Here is an 18,549-nt window from a genome sequence, read left to right on the forward strand (position 1 = left end):
GATCTATTCCATTGTGACCACGACCTTGCCCAGTACCTTTCGGTCTGACAGCAGGGTCAGTGCATCCCCGGCCTGCGCCAGTGGATAGCTGGCAGAGATGCGCGGCTTGATCTTGCCCTCTCCATAAAGACGGAACAGATCGCCCATGTTTTCGATGTGGTTCTGCGGTTCGCGCATGGTATGTGCGCCCCAGAAAACCCCAACGATCTGACAGCCTTTCAGCAATGTCAGGTTCAGTGGGATTTGTGGAATGCCCGCCGGAAACCCCACCACAAGGTAGCGGCCTTTCCATGCCAAAGCGCGCACTGCGGGTTCTGCATAATCCCCGCCAACGGCATCATAAACAACGTCAACGCCGTCGCCGCCGGCCAGTTTTTTGATTTGGTTGGAGAACTCCTTTTTCGTGGCGCGGTCTGACATGTCGCGGGAATAGATGATGGTTTCGTCCGCCCCAAGGTCCCGGCAAAATTGCGCTTTTTCCTTCGATGAAACCGCGGCAATAACACGCGCGCCAGCGGCTTTGCCCAATTCGATGGCTGCAACGCCAACACCACCAGCGGCACCGAGGATCAGAAGGGATTCACCTTCCTTGATTTCGGCCCGGTCCTTCAGCGCATGATGCGAGGTGCCATAGGTCAGAACAAAGCAGGAGGCCTCGTCATAGGGCATGTTGTCGGGAATTTTGATGACACGTTCGGCATCGGCAACAACCTCTGTTGCAAAGCCGCCAAAGCCTGTCATGGCAAGCACACGATCACCAACGGCAAGGTGTTTTACACTCTCTCCGACGGCCTCGATCTCGCCGGCGATTTCACCGCCGGGGGCGAAAGGGCGGGGCGGCTTCATCTGATACATGTCACGGATGATTAGTGTATCCGGAAAGTTCACGCCTGCGGCTTTCACCTTGATACGCACCTGCTTTTTGCCGGGTTCAGGTGTGGTCATGTTTTCCAGCACCAGTGTTTCCGGCCCGCCAACTTCCTTGCTCAGCATTGCTTTCATCGTCTTCTCCCCCATTTGCTTTGCGCTGAAAGTGGGACGTGGCGTCGTGACTTGTCAATCGCAATTCGGGTCGCCATTCTGCACAGCGGAATGGATGTCCGCAAACTGACGTGACGTCTTTAGGGAGGAATTTGAGAATGACTGTGAATTCAAGAGATGAATTCCGCGCCGAGCTGCGTGCGTGGTTGGAGGAGAACTGTCCGCAGGAGATGCGCGACGGCGGCATGACGGAAGATAGTATTTGCTGGGGGGGCAAGAATTGGGTCTTTACCTCCGAGGCGCAAAAGCTGTGGTTGGAGCGTTGCGCCGCCAAAGGATATACTGTGCCGACTTGGCCTGTTGAATATGGCGGTGCGGGCCTGACGCGGGAACAGGAAAAGGTGTTTCACGAAGAGATGGAGGCGATCAACGCGCGCTCTCCATTGCAGAGTTTTGGTATCTGGATGCTGGGACCGGCCTTGTTGCACTTTGGCTCGCACGCGCAAAAGCTGCACTATCTTCCGCCAATTGCGCGGGGGGAAATTCGGTGGTGTCAGGGGTATTCAGAGCCAGGCGCGGGCTCTGATCTTGCGAACGTCCAGACCAAGGGTGAGGACAAGGGCGACCATTGGTTGGTCAACGGGCAGAAAATCTGGACCTCCTATGCTGATCGGGCCGATTGGATTTTTGCTTTGGTCCGGACAGACAAGGACGCGCCCAAGCACAAAGGCATTTCGTTCCTGTTGTGTGACATGGAACAGGAAGGTGTTGAGACACGCCCGATCAAGATGATCTCGGGCATCTCGCCGTTTTGCGAAACATTCTTTACCGATGCGAAAATTCCCAAGGAACAGATTGTCGGGACAGAGAATCGTGGTTGGGATGTTGCCAAATATCTGTTGACCCACGAGCGCGAGATGATTTCGGGCGGGGGTGCCGGATTGTCGGGCGGGGGGCGCGCATTGGGTGCGGTGATTGCCGATACAGTCGAAGAGATGGACGTCACGTTGCGGGCGGATGCGATGCGCTGTGAGATTGACGCGCTGGCCATTGGCCTTACGCTGGAACGTTACAAGGACCAGTCAGAAGCGGGGCAAGGCGCGGGTGATGCATCGGCGATGCTGAAATACATGGGCACCGAATTGAACAAGCAACGTCACGAGCTGATGATGTCTGCCGGCGGTTCTGATGCGCTTGAGTGGGACGGACCTTTGGGCAACCGCGCGGGCGACTGGCTGCGCACCAAGGCGAATTCGATTGAAGGGGGCACATCCGAAGTGATGCTGTCGATTGTATCTAGGCGTGTATTGGGGTTGCCGGCATGAGCAAGCTAGTGATGAGCGAAGAAGAAACTATGTTGGCCGATATGGCGCGTGGGTTTCTGGATGGCGCGGCGCCGGTCTCCAAATTCCGCCAGATGCGCGATGCGGGCGAGACCTTTGACCGGGCCTTGTGGAAAGAAATGGCGGATATGGGATGGGCCGGTGTGCTGGTGCCCGAGGATGCAGGTGGTTCAGACATGGGGTTCGCCGCGGCCAATATCATTGCGCGTGAAATGGGTAAGACGTTGGCCGTATCGCCGTTCCTGTCTTCTGCGGTGATTGCGGCAACGGCGTTGAAACATGTCTCTGACACGCGTGCCAGAGACGCATTGGCTAAGATCGCGGCAGGTGACATGACCTATGCTTTGGCCGTGGACGAAGGAGTTAAGTTCGACCCCGAAGGCACGGCCATGGAGGCCAAGGCCGACGGCAACGGTTTCCGTCTGAATGGGAAGAAGCAGTTTGTGGTAGACGGGGCGCTTGCCGATCGTTTGCTGGTGCTGGCCAGAACCGAGAATGGTCTGACCTTGTTTGATATTCCGGCAGATCGCGCCGGGATCGAACGCAATGCGTCGAATATGATTGATGCCCGCGACGTGGCGCGGATCAATTTTGACAATGTCGAAGCCACCGGAGGCGATGTTCTGGGGGCGGTTGATAATGCAATGGATGTTTTGAAACCGGCGTTGCAGGCAGGGCAGGCGGCTTTGGCCGCAGAGATGTCTGGCCTGTCGGCAGGAGCATTCGGCATGACCGTTGAGTACCTGAAAGAGCGCAAACAATTCGGCATTGAAATTGGCCGCTTTCAGGCATTGCAACACCGCGCTGCCCATCTTTGGTGTGAGATCGAGGTGACGGCATCGGCAATCCTGAATGCAGGTCGTAAGCTTGACGACGATCCCGAAAACGCCGGTTTGGCTGTTTCGCTGGCCAAAGCCCGCGCGACAGACACCGCCAAGCTGGCCGTGATCGAAGGTGTTCAGATGCATGGCGGTATCGGCATGACCGATGCCTTCGATATGGGTTTTTACATGAAACGCGCCCGTGTGGGTGCCGAATGGCTGGGGGATTACTCCTACCATGCCGAAAAAGTCGCAGCAGCGAGAGGGTTTTAAGATGGATATTCAATCACTGTTCGGTTTGGAGGGCAAAGTGGCTTTGGTCACTGGTGGCGCAACCGGCATCGGCCGCATGGCCTGCGAGGGGCTGGTACGTGCGGGGGCTACTGTCTTGATGGCCAGCCGAAAAGGCGATGCCTGCGAAGCAGTCGCGGCAGAGCTGAACGCATTGGGCGCATCCGGCAAGGCCATCGGTTTTGCGGGCGATGTCGGCAGCGAAGCCGGTGTCGACGCGCTGGTTGCTGCGGTGAAAGCGCGTACCGACAAGCTTGATATCCTGATGAATAACGCCGGGATCACCTGGGGTGCCCCACTGGGGCAGTTCCCGCATCAGGCCTGGGAAAAGGTAATGAACGTCAATGTCGCCGGCATGTTCGATCTAACGCAAAAGCTGTTGCCGATGCTGATGGCGGGTGCCAGCGTCGATGATCCGGCGCGGGTGGTTAACGTCGGTTCTGTCATGGGCGAGCGGGAAATGGGCGACGGGGCCTATTCTTATTCCATGTCCAAAGCCGCCGTGCATCACATGACGCGGATTCTGGGTAAAGAACTCGCCGGCAAGCATATCACGGTGAATGCGCTGGCACCGGGGCCATTTGTGTCCAAGATGACCGCCTTTGCGACCCATGATGAAGATACCCGTGAGAAGGTGGGCAAAGACGTGCCCGTTGGCCGGGTTGGTCGTGATGAGGATATTGCGGGCTGTATGCTGTTCCTGTGTGGACGGGGCGGGGCCTATGTAACGGGGGCCATCCTTCCGGTAAGTGGCGGCATCAATGTGATGTCTGGCCCGAACATTTTTGAACAGGCGCTGCACTGATGGCCGAGATCAGATTTGAGGGTCGCGTGGCAATTGTCACTGGCGCGGGCACGGGGCTGGGGCGGTCACACGCTCTTGGTCTTGCCCGGCGCGGGGCCAAAGTTGTGGTGAACGATTTGGGTGTGGCCCGCGACGGAACCGGCACATCGTCTGAAGCGGCAGAGGCTGTCGTCGCCGAGATCAGGGCGATGGGCGGCGAGGCCATGGCGCACGGGTGCGATGTCTCGGATGAAGCCGGCGTTCAGGATATGGTGGCACAGGCGATGGAAGCCTGGGGCCGCGTTGATATTGCGGTAAATAACGCCGGCATCCTGCGCGACCGGACATTTGCCAAAATGGAGATGTCTGATTTCCGCAAAGTTGTGGATGTGCATCTGATCGGATCGGCGAATGTGGCGCACGCCTGCTGGCCGATCATGCGGGAACAAAAATACGGGCGTATTGTCTTCACGGCCTCAGGATCTGGGCTTTATGGCAACTTTGGTCAATCCAATTACGGTGCCGCCAAAGCGGCGATGATGGGATTGATGAATGTTCTGCATATGGAAGGTGCGCGTGACAATATTCGGGTCAATACCCTTGCCCCCACTGCAGCGACACGGATGACCGAAGAGTTGTTGCCTGCCGAAGCGGCGGCGTTGCTGGCCCCTGAAACCATCACACCGGGATTGTTGTATCTGGTGAGTGAAGATGCGCCGAGCCGGTTCATCATGGGGGCCGGCGCGGGCAGTTTTGCTCAGACGCGGGTCTATGAGACACAAGGCATCACTTTGCTGGACGATGAAAACACACCCGAAGCGGTGGCCGCAAAATTTGAAGAAATGACTGACCCAGCAGATCAACAGGATTTGCCGGACGCTTTCAGCCAAACCAAAAAATACGCTCTCAATGCAGCCAAGGCACGCGGCCTGAAGCTGGATTGGTAAACGACATTCAAGGAGAAATCACATGCGTGATGCAGTAATCGTTTCAACAGCACGCACCCCGATCGGCAAAGCCTATCGGGGTGCGTTTAACAACACCACGCCGCAGGAGCTGGCAGGCCATGCAATTGCCCATGCGGTTGAGCGGGCCGGCGTTGACCCGGCCGCGGTACAGGATGTCTTGTTAGGGGCGGCGTTGCAGCAGGGCCATTCTGCGGGCAACATTGCCCGGCAGGCGGCAGTGCGCGCAGGGCTTCCGGTCAGCGTGGCCGGGATGTCGATGGACCGCCAATGCGCGTCAGGCATGATGGCAATTGCGACAGCGGCCAAGCAGGTTGTCATGGACGGTATGGATGTTGTTGTCGGCGGTGGTGTCGAAAGCATTTCCATGGTGCAAACACCAGAGATGCGCGTGAAGGCCGACAAATGGCTGATGGAGCATAAGCCTGAGATTTACATGTCGATGCTGGAAACAGCAGAGACCGTTGCCGCACGTTATAACGTCAGCCGCGACAGCCAGGATGAATATGCCGCCCGCTCGCAGGAGCGTACGCATCTGGCACAGCAAGCGGGCAAGTTCGATGACGAGATTGTGCCATTGCCCTCAAAGATGATGGTTCAGGACCGCGAGACAAAAGAGATTTCCAGCCACGAGGTCACGCTGGAAAAAGACGAGGGCAACCGCCCCGGCACTCTTGCTAAGGATCTTGCGGGGCTGAAACCTGTTCACAAAGACGGAATCCATATTAAAGAAGGTAAATTCATCACTGCCGGTAACGCATCGCAATTGAGCGATGGCGCGTCCGCATCCGTTGTTATGGAAGCAAAAGCGGCAGAAAAGGCAGGGTTGCAGCCGCTGGGCCGTTACGTTGGTGTGATGGCCGCAGGGTGTGAACCAGACGAGATGGGGATTGGCCCGATCTATGCGGTGCCCGCTTTGCTTAAGGCGCATGGGTTGACGATGGATGATATCGGTCTGTGGGAACTGAACGAAGCCTTTGCCGTTCAGGTAATCCAGTCGCGTGATGTTCTGGGCATTCCGGATGAATTGTTGAACGTCAACGGCGGTGCAATCTCTATTGGCCACCCTTATGGGATGTCTGGCGCGCGCATGGTTGGTCATGCCTTGATCGAAGGCAAACGCCGCGGCGCGAAATATGTTGTCTGCACCATGTGTGTTGGCGGCGGCATGGGGGCTGCCGGTCTTTTCGAAGTTCTGTAACCGTGCAATTTGCCAACAAACGGGGCGGTTTTAGCCGCCCCCTTACCATCAACATGATCCAATCTGGAGGCTCTATGGCCCGCAACGATTCCCACCTTCCCAAGGCGCTGCAAGGCCTGCGCATTCCTTTGATCGCTTCGCCGTTGTTTATCATTTCTGTGCCAAAGCTGGTGATTGCACAGTGTAAGGCGGGGATCGTCGGGTCGTTTCCGGCATTGAATGCACGGGAAGGTGCCGGTGAACATCCGCTGCTTGACACATGGTTGACCGAAATCCGCGAGGAGCTGGACCGCCACAATCAGGCCAACCCCGACACCCCTGCCGCGCCCTATGCGGTGAACCAGATTGTGCATCGTTCGAATGAACGACTTGAACGGGATCTGGAGATTTGTGTGAAACACGAGGTGCCGATCTGGATCACGTCCCTTGGCGCGCGGGTCGAAGTGAACGAGGCGGCGCATTCCTGCGGTGGGATTGTCATGCACGACATCATCAACAACCGGTTTGCCAAGAAAGCGATTGAAAAAGGGGCAGACGGGCTGGTTGCTGTTGCCGCTGGTGCCGGCGGTCATGCCGGGCAACAATCGCCCTTTGCTCTGGTGCGTGAAATCCGCGAGTGGTTTGACGGGCCGCTGGCGCTTTCCGGGTCAATTGCAACGGGTGAATCCCTGCTTGGTGCGCGCGCGATGGGGGCCGACCTTGGGTATACCGGATCGCCGTTTATCGCCACAGACGAGGCGAATGCGGATCAGGGTTACAAGGACATGATTGTCGATTCTGGTGCCGAAGATATTGTCTATTCTTCGCTGTTTACCGGCGTATGGGGGAACTATCTTAAGGGGTCGGTTGAAGCTGCGGGTATGGATCCCGATAACCTGCCGCAAGCGGATGCATCGTCGATGAACTTTGGCAGTGATCGCGAAAAACCAAAAGCGTGGAAGACCATTTGGGGATCAGGCCAGGGCATCGGCGCGGTCAAATCAGTTGGTCCCGCGCAAAAGATAGTGGACCGGATGGCGGATGAGTATTTTGCGGCGGGCAAGAAACTGGCCGCAGAGTTTTCATGAGCGAACTTCTGGTTATTCGCCACGGGCAAGCCTCGTTTGGACAGGACAATTACGACGTTCTGTCCGATCTGGGGCACGCCCAATCCCAAGCGGTTGGTGCCCTGCTGCGACAGGTCGGCTGGGTGCCGGACCGCTTGGTGACAGGCACCTTGAAACGGCAGCGTGATACGATGTCGTCTATGGGGTTCACCCAAGCGCCCGAGGAACATGCCGGTTTCAATGAGTATGATTTCGGGGATCTGTTGCAGGCTCGTTTCAAAGGGGATGTGCCGGAACTGGTCAAAGGCGACCGCAAGACACATTTCCGGGCCCTGCGCGAAACCGTTTTCGAATGGCAGGACGCGGCATTCGACGGCGCGTCAGAAACCTATGCAGAGTTCATCATGCGGGTGGATGCGGCCCGGCGTTTTGCCTGTGACACCAAAGCCAAACGTGTGTTGGTGGTCTCTTCGGGTGGTGTCATTGGTCAAATGACCGCAATGGCGCTTGGGGCGGATAAGCGGCACATGATGGAATTGAATTTACAGGTTAAGAACACGGCCATGACGCGTTTTATGTTTTCGGGTGGCCGGTTTGGTTTGCATGAATTCAACGCGACACCGCATTTTATGACGCCTTCGGGCGCGGAGCTGCTAAGCTATAGCTGAGGGAAAACCATGAGCGCAGATACACAGACATTGGACGAGGCGGCAGTTGCCGGATACCTCAAGGATCACCTGCCCGGATTTGCGGGTCCGATGACGGTGACCAAGTTTCAGGGTGGGCAAAGCAACCCGACCTTTATGTTGGGAACGCCGGAAAAGAACTATGTGCTGCGGCGCAAGCCGCCGGGGGTGTTGCTGAAATCTGCCCATGCGGTGGATCGCGAGTTTCGGGTGCAAAAGGCGCTGGAAGGCTCTGACGTACCCGTCAGCAGGATGCATTTGCTGTGCGAAGATGACTCTGTGATCGGTTCTATGTTTTATATCATGGACCATGTGCCGGGGCGCAATTTCAACGAACCTGCAATGCCGGATCTGTCGCCGGCAGATCGCAGTGGCATCACTGATGAGATGAACCGCGTGCTGGCCGCCTTGCATCAGGTCGATATCGGTGCGGTTGGCCTGAATGATTACGGCCCGGAAGGGAATTATTTCGAACGGCAGGTCGCACGCTGGAGCAAACAATACAAGGCCTCGGAAACCCAGAGTATTCCTGCGATGGACGAGCTGATGAACCTGTTGGTCGAAGCCCGCCCGGAGGATGACGGTCAGCGCACATTGGTGCATGGTGACTACCGGCTCGACAATATGATCTTTGATGCCAAAACCACCGATTGCCGGGCTGTGCTGGATTGGGAGCTGTCCACGATCGGACATCCTTTTGCTGATCTGGCGGCTGTGATCATGCAATGGCAGTTGCCCGCAGGGGCAGAGGGGCGTGGCATGGGGGGGCTTGATCGTGGCGCACTTGGTTTGCCCACGGACGAAGAGTTTATTGCTGCCTATTGCAAACGCCGTGGGTTGAAGGGTATCGACAACTTTGGCTACTATCTGGGTTTTTGCTTTTTCCGCATGGCGGGGATCATCCAGGGTGTGCTGAAACGGGCGCTGGACGGAAACGCTTCCAACCCTGAACGCGCGATGAAGGTCGGGGCATTTGTGCCGGTCTTTGCCCGGCACGGGTTGGATGCGCTGAAACGGGGATAGAGATGTGATGGACGGCCTTCAGACAGGCGTGGAAGACTCGAAAGACCGCAATTTCGTCACCGCCTTGGCGCGGGGTCTTGAATTGCTGCGATGCTTCCGCCCTGGAGAAGTCTCTCTCAGCAACTCTGATTTCTCGGAACGCACAGGCTTGCCCAAGGCCACGATTTTCCGCCTGACTCATACGCTTTGCGCGTTGGATTACCTTGCCGCGGACACGCGGGCCGGCACCTACCGCCTAAGTGCCGGCGTCTTGCATCTGGGATTCAGTGTGCTTTCCGCCATTGATGTGGGTGAGCGCGCGAAATACGAGATGCGCCGGCTGCGCGATGGGCCCAATAGTTACATCACGGTGGCGCTTGGCGAACAGCACCAACTGGATGTGATCTATCTGGTGACCTGCAATTCTCTGGAAGGGGTGGCGCTTTCGATCCGGGTAGGTACACGCCTGCCGCTGTTTGATTCTGGGATCGGGCAGGCCATTCTGGTGGGAATGCAGGATGACGCGCGCGAAAAGGTTTTTCAAATTGCCGGGCGTGAAAGCAGTCAGCGCGAGGCAGACGGTCGGGCCCGTTTTGCCGAAGCAAAAGCCTTTTACGAGATCAACGGATTTTGCACCGGATACGGCACTTGGCGGTCGGATGTGAACGGCATCGCTGTGCCGGTTTTTTCTCTTGGCGGCGCGCGTGTTTATGGGCTGAATGTTGGCGGTCCATCATTTCACGTAAAGCCGAAACAGCTTGAAAATGTATATGCGCCGTTACTGAAAAAAGCCGGCGAGACGCTGAGTATTCGGCACAGTGACGAGACCCTGGAAGAGTAGTTTCGCAGAGTGGAATTGGCCGTGAGTTAAGGAGGTCGAATCCCATGGGAATGGTCTGATTTTTCGGGGGTTCATCCGGTGCCGGATGATGCGCAGTTTGGCGACTTATGCGATGCAGGTTCGTGACACGTATCAGCAGTATCCCAACTCTATTCTTTTATATTTCAGTATGTTGGGCAAATCTCTCATGTTGAAACCTTTGTGAGTTTTGAAAAATCGGAACAGGTTTTACGCCGATCATTTGCAAAATTACGCAGTGGCACAGATCACCTGTCCTCTTGACTTTGACAGGGGGTATGCAACTCTTTCTGTATCTAACGAGACCCTAAAAATAACAATTGGGGCGCAGAAATTCCTTGGGAGGAACACATGAAAAATCTATCAAAATTAGGCGTGGTTTCCGCGCTTTCGCTGATCATTGGCGCGTCTGCGGCTTTTGCGGAGAATATTAAAATCGCATTCATTGATCCGTTGTCCGGGCCCTTCGCCAGTACCGGCACAAATGGCCTGCACCAGTTCGAGTTTTCGGCGGACTATATGGTGAACGCTAAAGGCGGTGTATTGGATGGTCAGAAGTTTGAGGTGATCGGCTTTGACAACAAGATCAGCCCGAAAGAGTCTCTGATCCAGTTGCAAGTTGCAATTGACCAAGGTGTCCGTTTTATTGTTCAGGGGAACTCCTCAGGTGTTGCGAACGCGCTGACCGAAGCGATTAACAAGCATAACAAGCGTAATCCTGAAAGCCGTGTTCTTTTCTTGAATTATGCCGCCGTTGATCCGGCACTGACCAATGACAAATGTAATTTCTGGCATTTCCGTTTCGATGCGAATGCAGACATTAAAATGGATGCATTGACCGACGTCATGGCCCAGAAAGAGGACCTGAAAAAAGTCTATATCATCGGACAGGACTATTCCTTTGGTAAGGCGGTTGCTGCATCTGCGGTAGCAAACCTTACCGAAAAACGTCCTGATATCGAAATTGTTGGTAACGAATTGCATCCAATTGGCAAAGTGAAGGATTTCACGCCCTACGCCCGTAAGATCGTGGCATCCGGTGCGGATGCGGTCATCACAGGGAACTGGGGCGCGGACATGTTGGGTCTGGGCAAGTCGATCATCGACAACGGATTTGATGGCCCGATTTACACATACTACGCTGCGGGCTCTGGCATCACCGGTGCATTTGGCGAAAGCGGCAAGGGTGTGATCCGTTTGATTGGTGAAGGCCAGATTAACCCACCTCCATCCGACGAGGCCGCGGCGTTCTATACGGCGTTCAAGGAAAAGTATCCTGACGGCAACGTTGACCAAAGCCGGATTTCCAACACCATTGGCATGCTGGCCGCGGCGATTGAAAAAGCCGGCACCGCAGATGATATGGTTGCAGTTGCGACTGCACTGGAAGGTATGGAATACGATACCATTTGGGGCGGCAAGCTTTTCATGCGTCCGAATGACCACCAGCTGATCCAGGACATGCATATTCAAGCACACACAAATGAGGGTGTGACCTTTACCTATGACAATTCCGACTATGGCGTTGTGGTTGAATCGACGGTCAAAATGGCCTCGATGGATATCGCCAGCACCTGCGAAATGAAGCGCCCGTAACAGGCTCTTTTCTGCCCGACCTGCGGCAATCGCGGGTCGGGCGTTTCCTTTCTAATCACATGACTACCCTGTGGGGGGACCGATGGAACTCATCCTCGTCAACTTGATCGACGGGCTGGTGACCGGATTGCTATTGTTTATGCTTTCGGCCGGCTTGACGCTTATTTTCTCAATGATGGGCGTTCTCAATTTCGCCCATGCCAGCTTCTATATGCTGGGAGCCTATTTTGCCTATCAGATTAGCCTCGCATTGGGGTTCTGGGCCGGGTTGCTATTTGCACCTTTAATTGTTGGTGTATTGGGTGCCGGTATCGAGCGATATGGCCTAAGACGGGTTCACCAATACGGGCATGTCCCCGAACTTATCTTTACATTCGGGCTGGCGCTATTGATCGAAGAGCTTGTTCAATTCATCTGGGGCAAAAACCAGATGCCCTATTCTGTGCCTGAGGTTCTTGATTTCACGGCCTTTTCAATTGCCGGTAATTCGATCCCAGCGTTTAAGATTTTCATGATCTTTATCTCTATCAGCATCTTTATCGGATTGTTGTTTGTTCTGACCAAAACGCGGGTCGGTATGATCATTCAGGCCGCACTGAGCTATCCGCGTACGGTTGAGGCATTGGGCCACAATGTGCCGTTAATCTTCATGGGTGTGTTTGGTGTCGGTACTGCTCTGGCGGGAGTGGCCGGCGTAATTGCCGGGCCGGTGCTGGGCACTTTCCCTGGGATGGCCTTCGTGCTGGGCTCGATTGTATTTGTCACCATCGTGATTGGCGGTTTGGGCAGTCTTTGGGGGGCTTTGGTCGCATCCCTTCTGATCGGTTGGATCACCACCTTTGCCAAATCCTATAACATCGCCATGTCTGACATCCTGAACGGTCTTGGCTTTGCCACACCGGAAAACATGAGTGAGAACCCGCTGCGAGATCTCTGGACGGTGACCAGCCCGCAGATTGCAGACATCCTACCCTATATCCTGATGGTGCTGATCCTGATCTTCCGCCCTGCAGGCCTTTTCGGAAAGCGTGAAACATGACCGATCAGATCACAACAGACCCCGGTAAGCCCGCTCAGCGGATGCGGGCCGGTTCATTGACCCTGACAGTTGCGCCGTGGATCATTGCTGCAATTGCATTGATGATTATGCCGCTCATCTTTCAGTCGAATTCCGCGCTGACGATCATGAACCAAATGTGGATCACGGTGATCTTTGCGCTGGCCTATAACATGTTGTTGGGGCAGGGCGGGATGCTGTCCTTTGGCCATGCGGTTTACATGGGCCTTGGCGGATTCTTCTGTATGCACATCATGAACTATGTCGAAGACTTTGGCCTCGCGCTGCCTTTGCCGCTGTTGCCCTTGTTCGGAGGTGTGTTCGGCATGGGTTTTGCAATGATTATCGGGTCCTTCTCAACCTCTGGCGCAGGCACGCGGTTTGCGATGATTTCCCTCGGGGTTGGCGAATTGATTGCTGCCTGTTCGGTGATTATCGTGGCGTTTTTTGGGGGCGAAGAGGGCATTTCGGGTGACCGTACCTATGGCCTGCCGTTCTTTGGCATCGAGTTCCTGAAACAGATCGAAGTTTATTACCTGATCTCGTTCTGGCTGATCCTGTCGGCGCTTTTGATGTACCTGTTTTCGCGCACCCCCGTTGGTCGTATGGCAAATGCGGTACGCGACAACCCGGAGCGTGCGCAGTTCCTTGGTTACTCTGCCCGTTGGGTCCGGTTCTACAGCTTCTGCGCCTCCGGCTTTTTCTGCGGCATCGCGGGTGGCCTGTTTGCCATCAGCTATGAAATTCTGACCGAAGAGAACCTGAATGCTGCTTCCTCTGGTGTGATCCTCTTGGTGACCTTCCTTGGTGGGGTTGGGTTCTTCTTTGGCCCGATCATCGGCGCAATTGTGTTCACGCTTTTGCAGACCGTTCTCAGCCTCCAGACAGAGCTGTGGGCGATCTATGTCGGGGCGTTGTTTCTGGCCACGGTCATGTTCTTCCCCGGCGGGCTTGCCGGACTGATCATGATGCATGTGCCGGCCTACCGGTTGGGTAAGGCAAGGGGGCTTGTGGTGCCTTACATCAAAACCCTTGTTCCGGCGGCAATTGGCATTCTGGGCATTTGCGCATTGATCGAAATGGTCTTTCATTACCGTCACGGTGCCACTGGTGATGTCGAGATGACGTTGTTCTGGACCACCTTCGACAGTCATACGGTCCTACCATGGGTCATTGCAGGAGCAATTGCCTTGGTTGGTATTGGCATCGCACGCGCCACCGCCCCAAGCCTGAAGGAAGCATGGGATGAAGCGAACACCGCAGGAGGTGCATCATGAGCGTTCCCGCACTTGAGCTGAACGGGCTTAAAAAGAGCTTTGGCAAGGCCGAGATCATTCGGGGTATTGATCTGTCGATTGGCAAGGCAGAACGCCATGCCATCATCGGGCCAAATGGTGCCGGCAAATCGACCCTGTTCAATTTGATCACGGCGCGGTTTCCACCAACATCCGGCACCGTAAAGCTGCACGGCGAAGACCTTGCAGGTCTGGAACCGTACCAGATCAATCGCAAAGGGTTATCGCGGTCGTTCCAGATCACCAACATCTTTCCGGCCATGTCGGTATTCGAGAATGTACGTTGTGCATTGCTATGGGCGCAGGGGTATAAATATTCCTTCTGGAATCTGGTGAACAACAGCCGCAGCCTGACGGAAGGGGCGGATGCCATTCTTGACCAGATTAATCTGCTTGAGCGGCGCAACCTGCCTGCAGGCACCCTATCTTATGCAGAACAACGCGCCCTTGAAATCGGTATCACGATTGCCGGCGGGGCCGATGTGATCATGCTGGACGAACCCACTGCCGGGATGAGCCATTCGGAAACCGACTATATCACCGAGTTGATTATGAAGGTCACCGAGGGCAAGACTTTGCTTATGGTAGAGCATGATATGGGTGTGGTTTTCGGCCTCGCTGACCGCATTTCGGTTCTGGTCTACGGCGAGATTATTGCAACCAACACGCCTGAATTGGTGCGTGCAGACCCCAAGGTGCAAGAAGCTTATCTGGGCGCAGCGCTGGAGGAAGAACATTGATCGAAGTCACAGACATGCACGCTTATTATGGCAAATCGCACATCCTGCAAGGCGTCAGCATGAACGTGCAGGAAGGCGAAATCGTCGCGCTGTTGGGGCGCAACGGTGTTGGGCGTTCGACCACCTGCAAGGCCATCATCGGCGAGGTGCCACCGCAGGGATCGGTCAAGTTCAAGGGACAGGAAATCGCAGGCAAGAAAGCCTTTGAAATTGCGAATATGGGCATCGGCTATGTGCCGGAGAACCGTGACATCTTTCCCGGTCTCACCACCCGACAGAACCTTACATTGGGCCTTAAACCCGGCCAGAAAGACGGCGCGGGCCGTTGGTCCATGCAGATGATGTTTGATATGTTCGAGAATCTTGACCGGCGCGCAGATGTTGAAGCATCGGTTTTGTCGGGCGGTGAACAACAGATGTTGACCATGTGTCGGACCCTGATGGGGGACCCCGATTTCGTCATGATTGACGAGCCGACAGAAGGGCTTTCTCCGCAAATGGTTCAGAAAGTCGCTGAGGTGCTTAAGGCGATTGCCGAACGCGGCATCTCGACCTTGCTGGTGGAACAGAAACTGTCAATTGCTATGGACATTGCCGACCGTGTTTATGTCATGGGGCACGGTCAGATCGTTTTCGAAGGCACACCAGCGGAATTGAAAGACCGTGAAGATGTACGCAAGGAATGGCTGGAAGTTTGACCGGTCAAAATGGGAGAGCCGCGATGGCGCGTTTTGATATTGCGCGGCTCGACCGCATTTCGGATTGGATGCAGGGATATGTCGACCGCAAGCAATATCCGGGGTGTTCGGTTCTGATCGCGCAGGGCGGTACCGAAGTTTATTATGCACAGGCGGGCGCGCGGGATGTTGCGTCCGGTTTGCCGTGGCAGCGCGACACGGTTGCCCGCATCTTTTCGATGACCAAGCCCGTGACATCGCTGGCGCTGATGTTGCTGGTCGAGCGGGGGCAGGTGCATCTGGATGCGCCGGTGTCCGATTTTATCCCTGAATTTGCAGATGCCACTTGTCTGGTGCCGGACGCTTCGGATCTGTCGCAGACGGAACCCTGTGCTGCGCCCACGCTGCACCAGCTGCTGGTCCACACCTCCGGGCTGAGTTACTCATTCAACCCCGGGCCAGTCCCAAAGGCGATGCAGGACGGCAAGCTTGATTTTGCCCCCGGTGCGCGGACCTTGGCGGATACCGCCAAAGAACTGGCCCGCTTGCCTCTTGCTTTCCGCCCGGGCACACGCTGGGAATATTCGGTGGGGATCGACATCATCGGACGTGTGATTGAAGTGATCAGCGGTCAAAGCCTTGCAGAGTTTCTTGAAAAGGAGATATTTGATCCGCTGGGCATGAACGAAACCCGCTTTCGGGTGCCGTCCGGCGTGGGTGACAGGTTTGCATCCCTCTACACACCTTTGGCCGGCGAAGCCTTTGATCTGAATGCCAAGTCCAAGGGCGGCGAAAGCCTGCGCCGGACCGATCATGCGGATGGGTCGGCCTATCATACGACCAATATGCAGTCAGGTGGCGGTGGTCTGGTTGGCACAATTTGTGATTACCTCAAATTTGCCGAAATGTTGCGTACTGGCGGCAAAGAGTTGATATCGCCGCGGACTCTTTCCTTTATGATGCGCAATCATCTGGCAGGAGATATCGCGTCGATGGGTCCCGCCAGTTTTGCCGAACAACCGATGGACGGAATGGGGTTCGGCATTGGCGGGGCAGTTGTTCTTGAACCCGCGCGAGCGCGGGTGCCCGGTTCTGTCGGGGATTTCTCATGGGGCGGCATGGCGTCGACCTTCTTTTGGGTGGATCCGGTGTACGATCTGTCTGTCCTATTTTTCACACAACTTGCGCCCAGCAGCTCGTACCCGTCACGTTCGCAGCTCAAGGCACTGGTACACGGAGCATTGAAATGACCGGTAAGGTTCTATGGACCCCGACCCCTGAACGCGCGGATGCGTCCAGCATGGCGAAATTTGAACAGTTTGTCGGTGAAACCCGCGGGCTGGAATTTGCCGATTACAACGAGATGTGGCGTTGGTCGGTTGATGATCTTGAGGGGTTCTGGAATGCGATCTGGGATTTCTTTGACCTGCGGGCCTCGGTGCGGCCAGAAAAATTGCTGGTCAAGCGCCAGATGCCGGAGATGGAGTGGGGTACAGGCGGGTGCCTGAACTACGCCGAGAATATTCTCAAACACGCTGCTGGGCGCGAGGACAAGCCGGCGGTGGTTGTACAATCCGAAACCTTTGGCCGCTCAGAGATGACATGGGGGCAGTTGCACGAACAGGTCGCATCAGTCGCCAAACATCTGCGTGCCATGGGCGTGGTCGAAGGTGACCGTGTTGTTGCGATCCTGCCCAATACCGAAACGGCCTTGATTGCCCTGTTGGCAACGGCAAGCATTGGCGCGGTATGGTCGCTTTGCGCCCCTGACATGGGATATGTTGCGATCCTTGACCGGTTCAAACAAATCGCGCCCAAGGTGCTGATTGCGCAGGATGGGTATGTGCATGGCGGCAAAATGGTGGATCGGCGCGACGTATTGGCAAAAATCAATGCCGGCCTGCCCAGTGTCGCCCAGTTCGTAACCCTTCCAGTGGTTGGGGCGGTGCCTGATGGGCATGTGGATTGGCGCGACCTGACCAAAGACAAGGCCAGTCTTGAACCGGCGCAGGTCGCCTTCGAACATCCTTTGTGGATCGTCTATTCCTCTGGCACCACCGGCAATCCGAAACCGATTGTCCACGGGCATGGCGGCATTATTCTGGAGTCGGCCAAGCAATCGCTGCACCATGATGTGACGGCAAGCGACCGCTATTGCTGGTTGACGTCCTCGGGATGGATCATGTGGAATTCCCAATGGATGGCACTGGGGCAAGGTGCTTGTGTGGCAATGTATGACGGCGCACCCAACCACCCCGATATGGGGGTGATCTGGCGCTTTATTGCGGATGAGAAACTAACGTATTTTGGTGCAGGCGCGGCCTATTTCAGTAGCTGTATGAAGGCCGGACTGACGCCGCGCACAGATGTCGACCTGTCAGCGATACGCTCGCTTGGTTCGACCGGTTCACCACTGTCCGGAGACACCTATGACTGGATTTACCGCGATGTGAAGGCGGATCAATGGCTTGCTCCGATTTCCGGCGGTACCGATCTTGCTGGTGCATTTGTGTTGGGCCATCCGGGGATGCCGGTTGTCGCAGGCGAGATGCAATGCCGTGCCCTTGGCAATGCAGTACGGGCGTTTGATGCCCTTGGCACAGAGCTGACCGGCGAAGTGGGTGAACTGGTTTGCACCGAACCGCTGCCATCCATGCCGCTTTACTTTTGGGGCGATACCGACGGCAGCCGCTTGCGTGAGAGTTATTTCGAGGATTACCCGGGTGTCTGGCGACATGGCGACTGGATTGCGATTGATGAGACCGGTGCGAGCGTGATCTATGGGCGGTCCGACGCCACGATCAACCGCAAGGGCCTAAGGATGGGCAGTGCCGAGATTTATCAGGCGGTTGAAGGGCTTGATTGGGTGATGGACTCGCTGGTTGTTGATTTGGAATTCTTAGGGCGCGAAAGCTTTATGCCGCTGTTTGTGGTGACCGCCGAAGGTGTGACGTTGGATGATGCCGGTAAGGATCAGATCAACGCAGCAATTCGCGCTCAGGTTTCCGCCCGGTTTATTCCTAACGAAATTATCCAGATCAACGAGGTGCCACGCACCCTGTCGGGCAAGAAGCTTGAAGTTCCGGTTAAAAAGCTGTTGCTTGGCGGAGATCCGGCAAGGGTTGTGAACCGTGACAGCATGGCAAATCCGGACAGTTTTGATTTCTTTATCGCCTATGCCGGTGCCCGGGCGAGCGCCTGAAAG

Annotated in this window: 17 protein-coding genes; 16 read left to right on the top strand and 1 reads right to left on the bottom strand. The window is 55.8% G+C overall.

Going from position 1 to position 18,549, the window contains the following annotated elements:
- Nucleotides 1-3: 3 nt before the first annotated feature.
- A complete protein-coding gene (locus HKX44_RS19235) occupies nt 4-1,002 on the bottom strand; it encodes an NADPH:quinone oxidoreductase family protein (protein WP_276152900.1) in 999 nt (332 codons plus the stop codon).
- Nucleotides 1,003-1,139: 137 nt separating this feature from the next.
- Between HKX44_RS19235 and HKX44_RS19240 the strand changes: the two genes are divergently transcribed.
- From HKX44_RS19240 to HKX44_RS19315, 16 genes are all read left to right on the top strand, one after another.
- A complete protein-coding gene (locus HKX44_RS19240) occupies nt 1,140-2,306 on the top strand; it encodes an acyl-CoA dehydrogenase family protein (RefSeq protein WP_276152901.1) in 1,167 nt (388 codons plus the stop codon).
- Nucleotides 2,303-3,418, top strand: coding sequence for an acyl-CoA dehydrogenase family protein (locus HKX44_RS19245; protein ID WP_276152902.1), 1,116 nt, complete (start codon nt 2,303-2,305; stop codon nt 3,416-3,418). The genes HKX44_RS19240 and HKX44_RS19245 overlap by 4 nt, the downstream gene beginning before the upstream one ends.
- Nucleotide 3,419: 1 nt before the next feature.
- Nucleotides 3,420-4,241 (top strand): SDR family NAD(P)-dependent oxidoreductase, encoded by an 822-nt coding sequence (locus HKX44_RS19250; RefSeq protein WP_276152903.1) that lies wholly within the window; start codon nt 3,420-3,422, stop codon nt 4,239-4,241.
- The gene (locus HKX44_RS19255) at nt 4,241-5,167 is read left to right on the top strand and encodes an SDR family NAD(P)-dependent oxidoreductase (RefSeq protein WP_276152904.1); all 927 of its coding nucleotides are present in this window, start codon (nt 4,241-4,243) and stop codon (nt 5,165-5,167) included. Before HKX44_RS19250 ends, HKX44_RS19255 begins: the two co-directional genes overlap by 1 nt.
- Before the next feature lie 22 nt (nt 5,168-5,189).
- Entirely contained in the window at nt 5,190-6,386 is a 1,197-nt protein-coding gene (locus HKX44_RS19260) for an acetyl-CoA C-acyltransferase (protein WP_276152905.1), read from the top strand.
- Nucleotides 6,387-6,460: 74 nt separating this feature from the next.
- The gene (locus tag HKX44_RS19265; protein ID WP_276152906.1) at nt 6,461-7,453 is read left to right on the top strand and encodes a nitronate monooxygenase family protein; all 993 of its coding nucleotides are present in this window, start codon (nt 6,461-6,463) and stop codon (nt 7,451-7,453) included.
- Nucleotides 7,450-8,100 (top strand): histidine phosphatase family protein, encoded by a 651-nt coding sequence (locus tag HKX44_RS19270; RefSeq protein ID WP_276152907.1) that lies wholly within the window; start codon nt 7,450-7,452, stop codon nt 8,098-8,100. Before HKX44_RS19265 ends, HKX44_RS19270 begins: the two co-directional genes overlap by 4 nt.
- Nucleotides 8,101-8,109: 9 nt before the next feature.
- Nucleotides 8,110-9,141, top strand: a complete 1,032-nt coding sequence (locus tag HKX44_RS19275; protein WP_276152908.1) for a phosphotransferase family protein — start codon at nt 8,110-8,112, stop codon at nt 9,139-9,141.
- A gap of 7 nt (nt 9,142-9,148) precedes the next feature.
- The gene (locus HKX44_RS19280) at nt 9,149-9,961 is read left to right on the top strand and encodes an IclR family transcriptional regulator (RefSeq protein ID WP_276152909.1); all 813 of its coding nucleotides are present in this window, start codon (nt 9,149-9,151) and stop codon (nt 9,959-9,961) included.
- 369 nt (nt 9,962-10,330) lie between these two features.
- Nucleotides 10,331-11,575: a branched-chain amino acid ABC transporter substrate-binding protein gene (locus tag HKX44_RS19285; protein ID WP_276152910.1), complete on the top strand. Its 1,245-nt coding sequence runs from the start codon at nt 10,331-10,333 to the stop codon at nt 11,573-11,575.
- A gap of 82 nt (nt 11,576-11,657) precedes the next feature.
- The gene (locus HKX44_RS19290) at nt 11,658-12,614 is read left to right on the top strand and encodes a branched-chain amino acid ABC transporter permease (protein ID WP_276152911.1); all 957 of its coding nucleotides are present in this window, start codon (nt 11,658-11,660) and stop codon (nt 12,612-12,614) included.
- Nucleotides 12,611-13,909, top strand: a complete 1,299-nt coding sequence (locus HKX44_RS19295; protein ID WP_276152912.1) for a branched-chain amino acid ABC transporter permease — start codon at nt 12,611-12,613, stop codon at nt 13,907-13,909. The genes HKX44_RS19290 and HKX44_RS19295 overlap by 4 nt, the downstream gene beginning before the upstream one ends.
- Nucleotides 13,906-14,667, top strand: a complete 762-nt coding sequence (locus HKX44_RS19300) for an ABC transporter ATP-binding protein (RefSeq protein WP_276152913.1) — start codon at nt 13,906-13,908, stop codon at nt 14,665-14,667. The genes HKX44_RS19295 and HKX44_RS19300 overlap by 4 nt, the downstream gene beginning before the upstream one ends.
- 14 nt (nt 14,668-14,681) lie before the next feature.
- Nucleotides 14,682-15,365 carry an ABC transporter ATP-binding protein gene (locus HKX44_RS19305; protein ID WP_346348193.1) on the top strand — a complete coding sequence of 228 codons (684 nt, stop codon included), beginning with the start codon at nt 14,682-14,684 and terminating at the stop codon, nt 15,363-15,365.
- 23 nt (nt 15,366-15,388) lie between these two features.
- Nucleotides 15,389-16,594: a serine hydrolase domain-containing protein gene (locus tag HKX44_RS19310; protein WP_276152915.1), complete on the top strand. Its 1,206-nt coding sequence runs from the start codon at nt 15,389-15,391 to the stop codon at nt 16,592-16,594.
- Nucleotides 16,591-18,546 carry an acetoacetate--CoA ligase gene (locus HKX44_RS19315; RefSeq protein WP_276152916.1) on the top strand — a complete coding sequence of 652 codons (1,956 nt, stop codon included), beginning with the start codon at nt 16,591-16,593 and terminating at the stop codon, nt 18,544-18,546. Before HKX44_RS19310 ends, HKX44_RS19315 begins: the two co-directional genes overlap by 4 nt.
- Nucleotides 18,547-18,549: the final 3 nt, after the last annotated feature.

Source organism: Sulfitobacter sp. M05 (genome assembly GCF_029285175.1).
In the GTDB taxonomy this organism is placed as follows: domain Bacteria; phylum Pseudomonadota; class Alphaproteobacteria; order Rhodobacterales; family Rhodobacteraceae; genus Sulfitobacter.

Excerpts from the sequence above, each read along its gene's own strand:
- HKX44_RS19280 (WP_276152909.1), top strand. The coding sequence starts at position 9,149 with ATGGACGGCCTTCAGACAGGCGTGGAAGACTCGAAAGACCGCAATTTC.
- HKX44_RS19265 (WP_276152906.1), top strand. The coding sequence starts at position 6,461 with ATGGCCCGCAACGATTCCCACCTTCCCAAGGCGCTGCAAGGCCTGCGC.
- HKX44_RS19260 (WP_276152905.1), top strand. The coding sequence starts at position 5,190 with ATGCGTGATGCAGTAATCGTTTCAACAGCACGCACCCCGATCGGCAAA.
- HKX44_RS19255 (WP_276152904.1), top strand. The coding sequence starts at position 4,241 with ATGGCCGAGATCAGATTTGAGGGTCGCGTGGCAATTGTCACTGGCGCG.
- HKX44_RS19240 (WP_276152901.1), top strand. The coding sequence starts at position 1,140 with ATGACTGTGAATTCAAGAGATGAATTCCGCGCCGAGCTGCGTGCGTGG.
- HKX44_RS19300 (WP_276152913.1), top strand. The coding sequence starts at position 13,906 with ATGAGCGTTCCCGCACTTGAGCTGAACGGGCTTAAAAAGAGCTTTGGC.
- HKX44_RS19285 (WP_276152910.1), top strand. The coding sequence starts at position 10,331 with ATGAAAAATCTATCAAAATTAGGCGTGGTTTCCGCGCTTTCGCTGATC.
- HKX44_RS19310 (WP_276152915.1), top strand. The coding sequence starts at position 15,389 with ATGGCGCGTTTTGATATTGCGCGGCTCGACCGCATTTCGGATTGGATG.
- HKX44_RS19295 (WP_276152912.1), top strand. The coding sequence starts at position 12,611 with ATGACCGATCAGATCACAACAGACCCCGGTAAGCCCGCTCAGCGGATG.
- HKX44_RS19235 (WP_276152900.1), bottom strand. The coding sequence starts at position 1,002 with ATGAAAGCAATGCTGAGCAAGGAAGTTGGCGGGCCGGAAACACTGGTG.
- HKX44_RS19315 (WP_276152916.1), top strand. The coding sequence starts at position 16,591 with ATGACCGGTAAGGTTCTATGGACCCCGACCCCTGAACGCGCGGATGCG.
- HKX44_RS19275 (WP_276152908.1), top strand. The coding sequence starts at position 8,110 with ATGAGCGCAGATACACAGACATTGGACGAGGCGGCAGTTGCCGGATAC.
- HKX44_RS19250 (WP_276152903.1), top strand. The coding sequence starts at position 3,420 with ATGGATATTCAATCACTGTTCGGTTTGGAGGGCAAAGTGGCTTTGGTC.
- HKX44_RS19245 (WP_276152902.1), top strand. The coding sequence starts at position 2,303 with ATGAGCAAGCTAGTGATGAGCGAAGAAGAAACTATGTTGGCCGATATG.
- HKX44_RS19305 (WP_346348193.1), top strand. The coding sequence starts at position 14,682 with ATGCACGCTTATTATGGCAAATCGCACATCCTGCAAGGCGTCAGCATG.
- HKX44_RS19290 (WP_276152911.1), top strand. The coding sequence starts at position 11,658 with ATGGAACTCATCCTCGTCAACTTGATCGACGGGCTGGTGACCGGATTG.
- HKX44_RS19270 (WP_276152907.1), top strand. The coding sequence starts at position 7,450 with ATGAGCGAACTTCTGGTTATTCGCCACGGGCAAGCCTCGTTTGGACAG.